We start from the raw sequence: 15092 nt of genomic DNA, 5'->3' as shown, positions 1-15092 counted from the left end.
AGGATGCGATGCATCCTCTTTTATTTTTTGTTTGCGTTTTTCTTTTTTAAAGCCATTGTACGTAATACATTTACTTCATGTGGTTTTAAACGACGATAAGTACCAGGAGTTAATCCCTTTAAGTCAATTGGACCAATCATGATTCTTCTTAAACGCTTTACAGGATGTCCTACTTCTTCAAACATCTTCTTGATTTGTCTGTTCTTACCTTCTACTAAACGAATCAACAACATAGTCGTACCATGTTCTTCATCATTTCCAGTAATCGCAATTTCACAAGGTAATGTTTTAACACCTTCTAGATAGATACCTTTTTCTAGCTGGTTCTTTTCAGCCTTGGTAAGTAATCCCTTAACAGATACTTCATAAACTTTTTCTAAGTGACTAGATGGATGCATAATAAGGTTCGCAAATTCACCATCATTTGTCATAAATAAAGCACCTGTTGTATCATAGTCAAGTCTTCCTACTGGATAAACTCTTTCATTACTATCTGCAAAATAATCAGCTACACATGTACGATCATGTTCATCACTCATAGTACATACGCATTTTTCTGGTTTATAGAATAAATAATATACTTTATCTTCTTTATTAATAAGTTTTCCATTGACACAGATTGTATCTTTCTTAGTGACCTTAGTACCAAGCACTGTTACCACTTCACCATTCACAGTGACTTTACCCTGCTGAATGAGTTCTTCTGCTTTACGACGTGAAGTATAACCACTCTGTGCAATGACTTTTTGTAATCTTTCTTCCATTGTTTCACCCTTTCTTTTCCATTAACTAATCTACATGAAATCGTCCTTAAATTCAACAAAATATTCATCATAATCATGATGTCTATTCAGCATTTTAATTGTATCATCTAGTCCATGATCCTTTAAATAAACAAGCATGAAACGAATTAAGGCACGTGTTTCAGGATGTAATATATAAGAATATTGTCCTGATTCATAGTATTGTAAAGGAAAGGCATCTGTATAGTTCTTTCCTTCATAAATCTTGCTTGCTGCAACTCTATCACAGAACATCTCTAGCACATAGTTATAAGGCATTTTAGCGGGAACCTGACCCTTTCTTGTAAAATCCACCCAGTATTCCCAATGATGCTTATTACGGCCTTTATGATGAAGCCAGGCTGTTGAGTAGCCTTTCTCATTTCTTTCAGCACTATTAGGAGAATATGTTCCCTTATAATACTTAATACCTGTAATAAATTCACTTGGAGAATATTTAGATAAATCATGTAATAAGCCCTGCTTATATAAATGTACTTTAAAGCATAGCTTTCCTACTAATATCTTATGTCTTGTAATTGTCTTAAAATGTCCCCAAATATGCACTGTATTTTCCTCATTTCTGTGTGTTTATCACTATAACATAAAATCATTCTTAAGTATATGTCTTTTCTTTTTATAATTCAATGATATAATGATAGAGAATTGGAGGTAGAACTATGGCATTTCACATTGAAATAGAAACAAATATTGATGATGCTTCACTTGATGTAGAAAGCTGTGAGGAGGTTATTACTTTCTTGGAGAACTCCTACGAAAATGTGAGAGCAGAAATATATAGCTACTGCTTAGGTATGCGTACATTAAGATATGCATTAATAAGTATTGTCGTATTAGGAATCCTTTTCTTTATTAGTCATTCTAAGTTATTCTTATTTGGAATGCCAATCGTGACACTGATGATCATGCTTGGTACCATTTCTCTTGCGGAAACAACTTCTGTGGCTGTAAAGAAGCAGGTTAAAGAAAAGATTGAATATTATAAACGTCGTTTAAAACTATTAAAAGAATGTCAGTCATGAACTACTACGACTTAATATTTTATTAAGTCGTTTTTTTTAGATGCCTGCGCATCCGTTTAAGAAGATTGATATTTAAGTCTCCACCTATCGCTAGGCAATCCTTATTCTTATAGGCGTGTCCACTTCGCCTCTACTGTATAGGATGTTTACATCCACAACGCTACTTTTACGCATGATATTTAATGCACCATTCACATCTGCATTTAACACTTTTCCAGTGGATGTTCTATACTGTCCACGATGTATTCTCTTTCCACTGAAATGATATTCTTCAGTATCATCACTCTTATAGGCTGGTATTGCATCCTCATCCCAGAAACTTGCCTTCTGCAAAGTAATGCTGTCTGATGTTATAGATTGCCTGATTAGTGAGATTCTTCGCTATATGACATAATTCCTTGATAGAACGATAGTCTTCCTTGGACAGATGCTTTACCTGCTGCTTTATTGTAAGATACATATATTTAACTCCTTTCTATAGATTTAGGAAAAGAAGCTTCCTATATATCTTATACCCTTATTATTCCAAAATTTCTCAAACAAATTCATCATCGGCATTCATCCCCCACCTATATTTCTTATTGAGGTGGGAAGTTCTGCCGTTTCTTTAGAAAAAAAGTCAGAAACTAATTCGTTTCTGGCTTTTCTTCTACCTTTTCCTGATATTTTGTATTGAAGATATCTTCTTCATCAAATTCAGATTCAATTTCTTTAAGTTCTGGTAATTCATCCAAGCTTTTTAAGTTAAAAGCGTCCATGAATTCATCAGTAACGCCATATAAGACTGGTTTACCTGGTGAATCATCACGTCCTACTTCTTTAATAAGGGCTTGAGCTAAAAGCTTACGAATCATTGATTCACAGCCTACACCACGTATTTCTTCAATACGAATTCTAGTAACAGGCTGATAATAAGCCACAATAGCTAATGTTTCTAAGGCTGATTTAGATAGTTTTCTACCACTTGTAGTCATCATCTTCTTATAATAGACATCATGCTGAGGCAATGTCACCATCTTATAAGTACCACCAAAATCACATATATCTACACCCTTAACTGTTTTAGAAGCATAAAGAGAGAGTAATTCGTCCATCAGTTCATATGCTTCTTTCTTAGTGATTTCTAATGCTTCCGCAACATCTTTAATTGTAACACCTTCATCACCATAGATATAAAGCATACCTTCTATGACTGATAAATACTCATTCTTGTCCATAGCTTGTTCCTTTCAAATAAATCTTTTCAAAATTACCACTTTGAGTAATCAATAACTCACTGTTTTTTACTAAGACAAGAATAGAAAGGAATGTTACTATCGCAAAATAGCGGTCTCCTTCATCAAACAAGTCTTCAAAATCAACAGTTTTACCTTTATGACGTAAGAAATAACTCCTGATCTGTTCTGTTCTTTCATCAATAGATATTTCTACACGTGCAATTTTAGATTCAAGAGGATGCAATAGAGCACGTCTTTGCATTACTCTCTGCATCGCCTTGATCAAATCATAAACTTCCATTCCCTCAGGAATAGTTTCTTCACCACTAGGAAGATATTCTTCAAGTGCTGAAGGTATTTTAGAATGCATTGTCTGACGTTTATCATAAGAGGCTTCAAAGGCTTCTAAGATACCATTAATGCGGTTCTTTTCAATCAGTCTTTCAATCATTCTCTTTCTTTCTGCTTCATAATCATCTTCTTCATCTATTTCTGGCTTAGGAAGTAATAGTTTACTTTTCATTTCAATAAGCCAGGCTGCCATGACTAAATATTCAGAGACAGCTTCTAAGAGTGAAGGATCCATTGTTTGAATATAAGCGAGATACTGGTCACATACCGCCGCTACATCAAGATCAAGAAGATCCATATCATGTTCTTTTATTAGATGAAGCAAGAGATCGAGCGGCCCAGTAAACTGGTCAACTGTGACCTGATATTCCATATCTATACTCCTATTTATATAATTTATCCATCTGTTTCAATAATGGGAACCCAATAATGATTTCTAATGGAATAATAAAACATGCCTTAATCACACGAATACTTACAGATACCACAAATGGAATGCCATACATAATCTGTAGCCAGAAAGGTGTTAAGCAGAATGTAATTACAAGTTCGACTAAAATAACACTTAATAGCCAAGTACCAAATAATGACACATCATTGTCTTTCATATCCTTTGTGCGTTTCAACATGAACAAGATAAAACCTATAGAGGCAACAAGGCAGAGTCCAATCATAACACCTTTTTGCAAAGATGTTAATGTATAAGTGACTTTACCGATAGAGATTGTTTTTTGTAAAGCAACAAAAAGCGATCCTGCTCCACCAAATAATGCAATCATGAGACATACAACTTTACCAAATCGTTTTCCATCTACATTCTTCACTTTTACAGCAATCAATGATGGAATCAAACCAATCAATACCTGATTGAGTGTAAATCCAAAGAATGGAAATCCTGTTGGGGAAATCACCAAACCAAGTAAATCAGTAATTAAACCAATGAGATAAGCATAGCTTGGTGAAAGAATCACACCTGCCAACATAACAGGAATATATTCAAAACCAATCTTTAAGCTTTCAGCACCAAATAACGGCACCATAATAGTAAGTCTCTTTAGAATCAATGTGATGATAATAATTAAAGCACTAAATGCGAGCTTTTTGGTATTTCTTCTTTCTAATGGATAAACCTTAAAACAGTAAATACCAAGTAATACTAAAATACATACAATAATAATTTGAATCATTTTTTAAATGCTACAATAAACAAATGTTTCTGTTTCAACCTATCGCTAGTCCACAGACGTTAATTCCGATCATCTCTGACCGTACACTTGCCTTCTTATAGGCTCCTCCTTTTCCTTTTTAACAGTTATTACGGTCCTCGCCTTTAATAAAAGCGACAATGTTTTCACGTACTTCAAGAATCAAACGATGTCTTGCTTCTACTGAACCCCATGCAACATGTGGTGTGAAAACGACCTTTTGAGGATCAACACTATATAAAGGGCTTGTTGAAGGAAGTGGTTCTTTTTCAAATACATCTAAACCTGCTCCTGCAATAAGGTTATTATTTAATGCATCACTTAGCGCTTCTTCATCGATAATAGGACCACGTCCTACATTAATGAGGTAAGCTGTATCTTTCATCTTCTTGAAAGCTTCTGCATCAAATAAATGTTCTGTCTCTTTTGTAAGAGGTGAATGAATAGAAATAATGTCACTTGTTTTAAGTAATGTATCAAAATCCACCTGCTTGAAGTGTTCATCCTGATGATGTCCAGTTGTAGAATAATACTGCACCTGACATCCTAATGCTTCCGCAATACGTGCAACGCGCTGACCGATTGCGCCTAGACCAACAATTCCCCAAGTCATAGTAGATAATTCATGAAACGAGTAACCAAAGAATGAGAAGACCTTATCCTTTTCATATTGCTGTGATTTTACATAACTATCATAGCGTGATGTATGTTCAACAAGTTCTAGACATAATGCAAGAGTAAGCTGGGCAACAGCTTCAGTAGAATATCCTTTTACGTTGGCTACTCGGATTCCCTTTTCTTTTGCATAATCTAAATCTACATTGTTTGTGCCAGTAGCTGTCACCGCAATCATCTTAAGATAAGGACAGCGGTCAATTTCTACTTTTCTAAACAGATTCTTATTTGTAATAACGATATCTGCATCCTTACAAAGAGAAATAACATCTAACTGGTCTACATTTTCATGATAAGTCACTCTTCCAAGATCATCAAAAATATGTGTATCCACATCTTTTCCTAATGTTTCTACCTGCAAGAAGACAATACGAAGTTCCTGATGTAACAAACCAAGAATTTCTTCTTTTGTATGGTCCTGCATCATCTTACCAAAAATAATACATTCGTTAAAGTCTAAAACTTCAGCTTCATGTAATTTACCACAAACTCTTCCATCAATCATCTCATAAGTCAGCATTCCACCCATCATGGCCATTCCTAATGCTTTAGAGGTAATGCCTTCATCATCATTAATTGCTTCAAGAATCACTTCTTTAAAGTGTGGATCTGCTTCAATAGATGCTTCAATGACATCTTTTAATGTATCATGCTTGAGAATTTCTTTTCTAAATGCATCATGATAGATAAAAGGTAATACAATATCATATAGTTCCATAGGAACTGGTTTTTCATATCCCTTAGAGAAATTATATAAAATCGCAATCCCTAAGCGTTCATCTTTCATTTTATCAACTAATTTCATTTATCTTCCTCCATTAAATATACTTCAACACGTTTTCTTTCTGCTTTCTTGTTATCATCATAGAATATCAGACATGTTTTCATCTTCTTATCCATATAATCATAACGTAATACATTATAAGAATAATAATGACTTTCACTTTCCTTTAAGCCACCTGTTGCGCTTCCTGCTGAGATATAGTATGTACCTTTTTTATTCATGAAATAAGGCACATGCTTATGGCCATGAAGGACATATTTAATATGACGTTGTTGAAGCCATGTTGCAAACATATTAGCATCTACAAGTGCTTTAGATTTATCCATTATACTTCCAAATATAGATTTTTCACGCCATTGTATTTTTAAGAAGTCTGACTTAGAGACTTTAAATACATGATGGTGTAGTAAGACCACAATCGTATAATCTTCTAGATTTTCTATACCTGCAAGTTCTGAGTCTATTTGGTCTAATTGTCTTCTTGTGATCATTCCTCTAGCTAAGTTACCACCAGCATTAGAATCTATCTTTACAAGTACAATCTTATCTTTTTCTATAACCTTAATCTTTTCACCTAGTAAATAGGCTATGACTTTTGTACGTTGTCTTCCACCAATACTCAAGCCTTTTACTATCATATCATGGTTACCTAACACAAAGGTGATATCTGCCTTATATCTCTTTCTAATCATTGTCATAAAACTATTGGCCTGATACATATTCTTTGTATTAGGAGAGTTCATAAGATCTCCTGTAATAAAGACCTGTTTACTATGAGGACTATGGGCATAGTGATCACATTCATCTAATGAATCCAGTAAATTTGAGACTGCTTTCAGTTTCTTTTTAGGACCTAGATGTAAATCAGATAAATGGTAAATAAAAGAAGAATGTCCTTCTTTATTAAACATTGTCTTCTCATCAATCTTTTTCTGTAATGCCTTTGCCTGGGAATTACTATGCAATGGATAAAAGGCTGCATGTTTAGAATTAAATATGAGTCCTCCAGGCCATTCATCTGCATAAAATAAAGCTTCAAGTAATCCAGGAAATGGGTCTAAGAAAGACAAGTCTTCCTGCTTAAAAGGTTTGCTTATTGTAAAAATATAATCCACTCCTGTAAAAGAATAGTTTTCAATTTCTTTATTTGTACCGGGAATAAGAAATAAGAAAGTCTTATCTTTAAAGAAAGAACGAATACGTTGTAAACCTTCTTGTAAATTAGTATGTGTCAACATGGATACATCTTTAATTGTCATATCAGGACGAATCATACTGAATGAATACTCATCAATCATATCAAGTTCTTTAAATTCTATGTGATGATTTCTTAACCACTGTCGATAATCATTAAAAGACTGATAATTCAATAAAGCACGAGAAAAAGCACGGTCATTATGGTAAATCATATTAAAAAAAGTATTGATGCCATTAAATTCATCCATAATATTACTTCCTTTAAGAAAAAAGACCACATATGTGGTCTTTTAGAATTTCAAGTTACGTGGTGTACGTGGGAATGGTTCTACATCTCTGATGTTAGCCATACCAGTTAAATACATTAAGAAACGGTCAAAACCTAAACCGAATCCAGCATGCTTACATCCACCAAAGCGGCGTAAATCCATATACCACTGTAGTGTTTCTTTATTCATGCCCTTTTCATCCATTAGCTTTTCTAGAACATCATAACGTTCTTCTCTCTGTGAACCACCAACTAATTCACCGATGCCTGGTACTAATAAGTCACATGCTGCAACTGTCTTGTTGTCATCATTTAAACGCATATAGAATGCTTTGATTTCTTTTGGATAATCTGTTAAGAATACAGGACCACCTACAACTTCTTCACAGATATAACGTTCATGTTCAGCATTTAAATCAATACCCCATTCAACCTTGTTATCAAACTTCACATCAGCCTTTAATAAATGATCAATAGCTTCTGTATAGGTCATACGTGCAAAGTGAGAATCTCTAACCTTTGTGATACGGTTGATACAGTCATGGTCAACCATCTGTTCAAAGAATTTCATTTCTTCTGGAGCATTATCTAAGCAGTACTGAATACAGTATTTAACCATTTCTTCAATTAAACACATATCATCTTCAAGGTCCGCAAATGCGATTTCTGGTTCTACCATCCAGAATTCACTCGCATGTCTTGATGTATTTGAGTTTTCAGCTCTGAATGCTGGTCCGAAAGTATAAACATCTCTAAATGCCATAGCGAATGCTTCTACATGTAACTGTCCAGTTACTGTTAAGTAGGCTTCTTTTTCAAAGAAATCCTTAGAGAAATCAGTATCATCAATAGTTGTTACTCTAAACATTTCTCCAGCACCTTCACCATCGTTAGATGTGATGATTGGTGTATGTACATAGACGAATCCCTGATCCTGGAAGAATTCATGAATAGCCATAGATAATACAGATCTTAATCTGAAGATGGCGTAGAATGAATTTGCTCTTGGTCTTAAATGAGGGATTTCTCTCATAAATTCAAAAGAGTGTCTCTTCTTCTGTAATGGGTAATCACTATCACAGTCACCTTCAAGAATGATTTCAGTGGCTTCTACTTCAAATGGCTGCTTTGCATCAGGTGTTAATTTTAACTTACCTAGTACATGAATAGCTGAACCAGTTGCGATATGTGAAACTTCATCGAAGTTCTTTAATTTTTCTTCTAAATAAACAACCTGACAATTTCTAAAATAAGAACCATCATTTAATGCGATGAATCCTAGTTTACCACTATCTCTATTTGTTCTTACCCATCCTTCTAATTCAACATACTCTACGTTATCTGTTTCTACAGCGTTATCTGCACGACAGATTTCATAAAGTTCTCTTACTGTCATAAATTCAAACATCCTTCTTACTCCTTTGTATTTGATTTCATCTTTAATTCTAATTCTTGTATTGCGACAACAACATCCACATTCTGTACCTCTACTCCCTGAGGCACAATAAAATGAGAGTGGGTGAAGTCTACAATGCCTTTAATCCCTAATGCAACTAAGCGATCCACCATTTCCTGAACATTATCAGAAATCGCAAGAATCGCAATCTTACAGTCCTTAGGGAATGTTTTTTCCAAATCATCACTCTTATGAATCTTGACACCAAAACGTTCACCTTCAATATTAGCATCCTTATCATAAGCACAGACAATCTGTCCAACTGTATATTTCCAGCGGTTATATTTCAAAATAGCTGATCCCAAGTTGCCTACACCAATCAAAATAATTGGTTCATCAAGTCCTAAACCTAAGAAGTCACTGAGTGTTTCAATCATCTCTTTTGTATCATAACCATAACCTCGTTTGCCAAGTGTATTCTTCTGAGGCAAAAAGCCAAAGTCACGACGGATAGTCGTATCCTGGATATGAGTAACTTCCGCAAGTTCACTCGATAAGAAGTTCTCTTTACCTTCATGTCCCATAACTCTTAAAGCCTTCAAATAAACAGGAAAACGTGTCATCGTCGCACGTGAAATTTTCTGTTTCTTTTCACTACTCATAGTTGTCTCCTACACTTTCTGCCTCTAAGTCATAATCTGGCTTAACAGATAAGTCCAAAGGGGCAAACATATTGTATTTATACATGATACTTGCAGCAGATGCAATCATTGCGGCATTATCTGTACAATACTTCAATGGTGGAAAAATAACAGGAATATCACTTGTACTCATTTTTTCTCTGAGACCTTTGTTTGCACTCACACCACCTGCTACAATAATCTGCTTTACACCAAGATCATGAGCAGCAGCTAGGGCTTTAGAAGCAATCGTATCCATAGCCACATCCTGGAATGAACATGCTAAGTCATTGCCATTGATTTCTTCTCCTCTTTGGTCTGCATTATGCTTTAAGTTGATGACAGCGCTCTTTAAGCCACTGAAGCTGAAGTTATAGCTTCCATCATCAAGTGGTTTTGGAAGTGTATAGCTATGAGTTCCCTCATGCGCCATTTTGTCTAAAACAGGTCCTCCAGGATATGGAAGATGTAGAACACGTCCTACCTTGTCATAGGCTTCACCAATTGCATCATCAAATGTTGTGCCGATGACCTCAAAAGAGAATTCCTTTTTCATATAAACAAGTTCTGTATGTCCTCCTGAAACAACAAGAGCCATTGCAGGATATTCAATATCATTCACTAGTTCATTAGCATAAATATGCCCCGCAATATGATGTACACCAATAAGTGGCTTGTTTAAATAAATAGCCAATGTTTTGGCTTCCTGCATACCAACATGTAAAGAACCTACAAGTCCTGGTCCTTTTGTGACTGCAATTGCATCAATCTCCTCTAAAGAGATTTCTGCCTGTTTTAATGCTTCCTTTAAAACAGTGCTGACACATTCAACATGTTTACGGCTGGCAATTTCAGGAACAACCCCACCATATTGTTTATGGATATCAATCTGTGATGCAACAACATGACTTAATAACTCTTTTCCATCCTTTAGGATTGCAACACTCATTTCATCACAGCTTGATTCAATAGCTAGAATAACAGCCATTATTTTTCCTCCTTTCTTACCATGAGATAAGCATCCTCATGGTCTGCATAATAATCTTTACGTATAGCACATATCTCATAGCCATACTTCTTATATAAACAAATCGCACGTTCATTCGATACACGCACTTCTAAACTATAATTAATACACCCCTTATTATGTCCTTCTTTTAATCCATAATCCATCAATACCTTAGAAAAGCCTTTTCCTTGATAATTTGGATCAATACCAATTGTAGTCAGTTCACAGTTTTCATAAGCATACCAGAATCCTGCATAACCAACAATTTTGTCATCTACAAGAACATAGTAATGAGCATAATCATTTGTTTTTAGTTCATGAAGAAAATCTTCTTTAGACCATGCAGGGCTAAATAATAACCCTTCTAGTCTTTCAATCTCATCAAGATCTTCTTCCTGCATTTCTCTTAATAACATGCTTTCTTAGCCTCAACATCTTTAATATAAGTTGGCACTAATAAATCAACATTCTCAATTGGATCAGCCATCTGTCCTAATGCATAGATATTAGCACAAAGATCACATTCTTTTTCATCTAACCCTAGACAGCCTATTTCACCTACAAGTTCAAAGTCTCCATATTCAGCACGTAACTGGGCAAAGTCTTCTAAAGCCACGACCTGTTCCTTAATTAAAGGAAGACCATTTTCATAAACACCAACAAAGACCTTATGTCCTCTTGCATCAATAACACTTAATGCTTGACTCATACCAGCATAAGCAGCTAAAGAACTGACTGATTTAATTCTCACATCAGACACTGCAGCAAGTGTCTTTGCGATAGTCATTGCGACTCTGACACCTGTATAAGAGCCAGGTCCGGATGTAATAATCATCTCATTCACATCCTTTAATGCAATATGATGACGATCAAGTACTTCCTTTAATGTAGGAATTGCTTTTTCTGATTGTCTTCTAGAACCTTTTTCCTGGAAGGCTTCTAGACACATATTATCCTGAAATAAGCCTACAGCTAAATAACTATTTGATGTATCCATCACTAAACTAATCATGTGTAACCTCCCTCACATAGTTCTCATATTTTTCACCAATAGGATGAAGCTTTAAAGAACGTGTTTCATCTTCATTCTTTATTATTTCAATTTCTAATCTTTCTTCTGGAATAATGTCTTCAATAAACTGTGGCCATTCAATCACACATAAGCCATCATCTTCAAACATCTCTTCAAATCCCAAATCATCATCTGCCCCTTCTAGGCGATATGCATCAAAATGATAAAGGGTCATACGTCCAGAATAAACCTTCACAATAGTAAAAGTAGGAGAATTGATAATTTTCTTGATTTCAAGTCCCTGCCCTATTCCTTTTGTGAATGTTGTCTTACCAGCCCCTAGATCCCCTGTTAATGTGATAATAGAATGGGGAAAGATTGTTTCTCCAATACGTTTACCAAAAGCAATCATTTCAGCTTCATTTTTTAAGTTTATCATTTTTAGTTCCTCTATTTTTCATCATCTGCTGATACTTATTATACCACTCCTGGGCAAATCCTGCACGAAAAGGACCAGATGCATTCATCGTCATCACAATCAAACGATTGAGCTGTTCATGGAATATCTCATCTAATTCATCTGAATATTGATATTTAATACGATGAGCCGCATATTCACCTTCATCTAATACCTTATAACGATAACCAGGCCATACCTTTAAATCGAGATCATAATCAATATATTTAAGTGCTTCTCCATCATATAATATAGGAGAAGCAATATTACAATAATAATAGATACCATCACTTCTAATCATACAGATTACATTATACCATCTATCCTTAGGAAAATAACAGATAGCGGGTTCTTTAGTGACCCAGGAACGACCATCTGATTCTGTAACTAATGTATTATTATTTATACCAATAAAATGGCGGTCTGTTTCTTCTAATATCTTACAGCGTGACCACGTACGATGTGGTTTACCGTCATGTTTATAGCAATGGATGAGCACATCCTGCCCCACTAATGAATTCTTCATAATCAAACCTCTTTCAACCTATCGAATATCATAGCAAAAAACAGGTGAAATGTACATAAACCTCACCTGTTTTTTCCTAAATAAAGCCTTTTTAAGTTATCGTTTTGTGTTAAAAGTAAAAAAACAGTGGTTTCCCACTGTTAAATAGCCTTAAATGCTTTCTTAAGTTTTGGATAAATAAGTGCAAATACTACATAAGTCAAAATAAGTGTACCTGCATTATAACCAATGTTGTATAAGAATGAATAAACCCAAGGGTTCATGTTCTTAGGTACATAGCTTACAAATACTACAGCACCAGATAATAAATGTGAAATGAACTTAAGGATCATTCCTACAAAAATACCTGTATAAACTTCAGTCTTACCTAATTTAAAATTAGGAATAAAGCCTGCAATACCAAGTGCTGATAATGGCACAAGATAGTCTAATACAACAGACCAAGGTCCATAATATAAAGCAAGACCTAATACAAACTGCATAACAGTGGCACCAACACCGACAATAATTCCATACTGTGCACCCATCAAATAACTTGCAAGTACGATTGGCAATAAACTTAAAGTAATAGAACCACCTTCTGGCTGTCCTGGAACCACCTTAAATAGTACTTCTAGAACTAACTGCATAGCGATAAATAACGCAACATAAGCAATTGCTCGAGTGGATAATGTCTTCTTATTCATTTATAAATCTCCCCTTTCCAATGACTAAGGTGACGCAAAGAAGTCACTAAAAAAGTACGGCCTCTCTACGCTGGTATTACCCAGATCAGATGCTAAGGGACAAGGCTTTCACCTATCTCAGCAATAAATGCGCCCCTGGCAGCAATGATTATATTACAGAACATTCTTTTTGTCACGTAATCTAAATTTATAGTAGAAATGTTAGGGGTTTCTGTTTATAATAGGGGTGTTTAGGAGGATATAAGCATGTCAAAAGTTTTAGCAGTTAACTGTGGAAGTTCTTCATTGAAATTCCAGTTATTTGAAATGGATACTGAAAGTGTTATCACTTCTGGTATTATTGAAAGAATCGGTATGGAAGATTCAATCTTCACTATCAAGTACAATGGTACTAAAGACAAGAAGATTTTTGCAGTTCCTACTCACAAGGAAGCTGTACAGGTATTACTTGATACATTAATTGAAAAGAAGATTGTTGAACGTTTAGATGAAATCAAAGGTATTGGTCATCGTGTCGTACAGGGTGGTCCTTATTTCGATAGTTCTTGTGTTGTAGATGATGATGTGATCGCTAAGATTGATGAATTATCACCACTTGCACCACTTCATAACCCTGCACATATTATCGGTATCAATGCATTTAAGGAAGCTATTCCTACTGCAGGTGCTGTTGTAGTATTTGATACAGCATTCCATCACTCTATTAAGCCTGAAAATGCAGTTTACCCTATCCCATATAAGTTCTATGAAGAAAACAAGATTAGAAAATATGGTGCACATGGTACTTCTCATTACTATGTTTCAAAGCGTACTCAGGAATTATTAGGTAATCCTGAACATGCTAATATTATTGTATGTCATTTAGGTGCAGGTGCTTCACTTTGTGCTGTAAAGGATGGTAAATCTATTGATACTTCAATGGGTCTTACACCTCTTGCTGGTGTTATGATGGCAACTCGTTCTGGTGATATTGATGCATCAGTTGTTGACCACTTAATTGAAAATCTTGGATATGATATGAAGACTGTATTCAAGATGTTAAATAAGGAATCTGGTTTATTAGGTGTATCTGGTGTATCTGGTGATATGAGAGATATCATTGATGCAAAGGATGCAGGTAACCAAAGAGCAAAATTAGCTTTTGATATGTTTAGAAAACGTGTTGCTGATTATATTGGTTCTTATTTTGTAGAACTTGGACATGTTGATGCAATTTCATTCACAGCTGGTATTGGTGAAAACAGCTTTATCGCAAGAGAAGCAATTATTGATCTAGTAAAAGAAGCATTAGGCATCGTATTAGATGATAAGGCTAATGTAGAAGGTCATGGTGAAAGATTAATTTCTGCACCTGAATCTAAAATTAAAGTATTTGTAGTACCAACTGATGAAGAATTAGTGATTGCAAGAGATACAAAAGAATTATTAAACTTATAATAAACTATTTCAGTCTTCTCTAAAGATTAACAAAAATGTCCTCCAGGTATTCATACACCTGGAGGACTTTTTTACTTATTTTTATATTTAATCGCTCTTTTTAAGTAAATTTTTGCTTGAGGTTAACTTATTCAAAAAAGCCATAACAATACTCGTAATATGCTTCCTGAATTGAAATGGGCATAGCTCATACAATTTAGATATTGAAGATTTCTGTATCCACAATCGTTCTAAGAATCACAGATGCCATTTTCTTTATCTTGAATGTATACTTTTCCAGTTTCTTAAGAATTAGAAAATCTGATGTTAAGCTAAATTTGATAATCTAGTAGCAATATTTTTCTTAAACTTGGTGAAAAATAAAAAA

General features: G+C 34.7%; 19 protein-coding genes and 1 riboswitch. Of the genes, 2 read left to right on the top strand and 17 right to left on the bottom strand.

What is annotated here, in order from left to right:
• Nucleotides 1-20 precede the first annotated feature (20 nt).
• A complete protein-coding gene (locus NQ499_RS04340) occupies nt 21-764 on the bottom strand; it encodes a pseudouridine synthase (protein WP_006504735.1) in 744 nt (247 codons plus the stop codon).
• Nucleotides 765-794: 30 nt separating this feature from the next.
• Nucleotides 795-1349, bottom strand: coding sequence for a DUF5662 family protein (locus NQ499_RS04335; protein ID WP_006504734.1), 555 nt, complete (start codon nt 1347-1349; stop codon nt 795-797).
• Between the two features lie 113 nt (nt 1350-1462).
• Between NQ499_RS04335 and NQ499_RS04330 the strand changes: the two genes are divergently transcribed.
• Nucleotides 1463-1825 (top strand): hypothetical protein, encoded by a 363-nt coding sequence (locus NQ499_RS04330; protein ID WP_006504733.1) that lies wholly within the window; start codon nt 1463-1465, stop codon nt 1823-1825.
• A gap of 90 nt (nt 1826-1915) precedes the next feature.
• Here the strand turns inward: NQ499_RS04330 and NQ499_RS04325 are convergent, their stop codons facing one another.
• The 15 genes from NQ499_RS04325 to NQ499_RS04255 form a co-directional block, all read right to left on the bottom strand.
• Entirely contained in the window at nt 1916-2158 is a 243-nt protein-coding gene (locus NQ499_RS04325; protein WP_006506913.1) for a hypothetical protein, read from the bottom strand.
• Entirely contained in the window at nt 2133-2285 is a 153-nt protein-coding gene (locus tag NQ499_RS04320) for a hypothetical protein (protein ID WP_006506914.1), read from the bottom strand. The genes NQ499_RS04325 and NQ499_RS04320 overlap by 26 nt, the downstream gene beginning before the upstream one ends.
• A 166-nt stretch (nt 2286-2451) precedes the next feature.
• Nucleotides 2452-3042 carry an SMC-Scp complex subunit ScpB gene (gene scpB / locus NQ499_RS04315; RefSeq protein WP_006506915.1) on the bottom strand — a complete coding sequence of 197 codons (591 nt, stop codon included), beginning with the start codon at nt 3040-3042 and terminating at the stop codon, nt 2452-2454.
• A complete protein-coding gene (locus NQ499_RS04310; RefSeq protein WP_006506916.1) occupies nt 3029-3766 on the bottom strand; it encodes a segregation and condensation protein A in 738 nt (245 codons plus the stop codon). The genes scpB and NQ499_RS04310 overlap by 14 nt, the downstream gene beginning before the upstream one ends.
• Nucleotides 3767-3776: 10 nt before the next feature.
• Nucleotides 3777-4580, bottom strand: a complete 804-nt coding sequence (locus NQ499_RS04305; protein WP_006506917.1) for a folate family ECF transporter S component — start codon at nt 4578-4580, stop codon at nt 3777-3779.
• A 118-nt stretch (nt 4581-4698) separates the two neighbouring features.
• Nucleotides 4699-6078 (bottom strand): NAD(P)-dependent oxidoreductase, encoded by a 1380-nt coding sequence (locus tag NQ499_RS04300; RefSeq protein WP_006506918.1) that lies wholly within the window; start codon nt 6076-6078, stop codon nt 4699-4701.
• Nucleotides 6075-7502 carry a metallophosphoesterase family protein gene (locus NQ499_RS04295; protein WP_040390209.1) on the bottom strand — a complete coding sequence of 476 codons (1428 nt, stop codon included), beginning with the start codon at nt 7500-7502 and terminating at the stop codon, nt 6075-6077. The genes NQ499_RS04300 and NQ499_RS04295 overlap by 4 nt, the downstream gene beginning before the upstream one ends.
• Nucleotides 7503-7544: 42 nt before the next feature.
• Nucleotides 7545-8930 carry an asparagine--tRNA ligase gene (asnS, locus tag NQ499_RS04290; RefSeq protein ID WP_006506920.1) on the bottom strand — a complete coding sequence of 462 codons (1386 nt, stop codon included), beginning with the start codon at nt 8928-8930 and terminating at the stop codon, nt 7545-7547.
• A 5-nt stretch (nt 8931-8935) separates the two neighbouring features.
• Nucleotides 8936-9580 (bottom strand): redox-sensing transcriptional repressor Rex, encoded by a 645-nt coding sequence (locus NQ499_RS04285; RefSeq protein ID WP_006506921.1) that lies wholly within the window; start codon nt 9578-9580, stop codon nt 8936-8938.
• The gene (tsaD, locus tag NQ499_RS04280) at nt 9573-10586 is read right to left on the bottom strand and encodes a tRNA (adenosine(37)-N6)-threonylcarbamoyltransferase complex transferase subunit TsaD (protein ID WP_006506922.1); all 1014 of its coding nucleotides are present in this window, start codon (nt 10584-10586) and stop codon (nt 9573-9575) included. The genes NQ499_RS04285 and tsaD overlap by 8 nt, the downstream gene beginning before the upstream one ends.
• A complete protein-coding gene (gene rimI, locus NQ499_RS04275; RefSeq protein ID WP_006506923.1) occupies nt 10586-11023 on the bottom strand; it encodes a ribosomal protein S18-alanine N-acetyltransferase in 438 nt (145 codons plus the stop codon). The genes tsaD and rimI overlap by 1 nt, the downstream gene beginning before the upstream one ends.
• Nucleotides 11014-11619, bottom strand: a complete 606-nt coding sequence (tsaB, locus tag NQ499_RS04270) for a tRNA (adenosine(37)-N6)-threonylcarbamoyltransferase complex dimerization subunit type 1 TsaB (protein ID WP_006506924.1) — start codon at nt 11617-11619, stop codon at nt 11014-11016. The genes rimI and tsaB overlap by 10 nt, the downstream gene beginning before the upstream one ends.
• Nucleotides 11612-12058: a tRNA (adenosine(37)-N6)-threonylcarbamoyltransferase complex ATPase subunit type 1 TsaE gene (tsaE, locus tag NQ499_RS04265; protein WP_006506925.1), complete on the bottom strand. Its 447-nt coding sequence runs from the start codon at nt 12056-12058 to the stop codon at nt 11612-11614. Before tsaE ends, tsaB begins: the two co-directional genes overlap by 8 nt.
• Nucleotides 12039-12602 (bottom strand): DUF402 domain-containing protein, encoded by a 564-nt coding sequence (locus NQ499_RS04260; RefSeq protein ID WP_006506926.1) that lies wholly within the window; start codon nt 12600-12602, stop codon nt 12039-12041. The genes tsaE and NQ499_RS04260 overlap by 20 nt, the downstream gene beginning before the upstream one ends.
• Before the next feature lie 140 nt (nt 12603-12742).
• The gene (locus tag NQ499_RS04255) at nt 12743-13288 is read right to left on the bottom strand and encodes an energy-coupled thiamine transporter ThiT (RefSeq protein WP_006506927.1); all 546 of its coding nucleotides are present in this window, start codon (nt 13286-13288) and stop codon (nt 12743-12745) included.
• A 45-nt stretch (nt 13289-13333) separates the two neighbouring features.
• A riboswitch (TPP riboswitch) is annotated at nt 13334-13435 on the bottom strand.
• A 99-nt stretch (nt 13436-13534) separates the two neighbouring features.
• Here NQ499_RS04255 and NQ499_RS04250 point away from each other — a divergent pair.
• A complete protein-coding gene (locus NQ499_RS04250) occupies nt 13535-14725 on the top strand; it encodes an acetate/propionate family kinase (RefSeq protein ID WP_006506928.1) in 1191 nt (396 codons plus the stop codon).
• Nucleotides 14726-15092: the final 367 nt, after the last annotated feature.

It is taken from the genome of Catenibacterium mitsuokai (assembly GCF_025148785.1).
Taxonomy (GTDB): Bacteria; Bacillota_I; Bacilli_A; order Erysipelotrichales; family Coprobacillaceae; genus Catenibacterium; species Catenibacterium mitsuoka.
The sequence above is the reverse complement of the archived record's forward strand: the minus strand, read 5'-3'. Positions and strand labels throughout refer to the sequence as shown.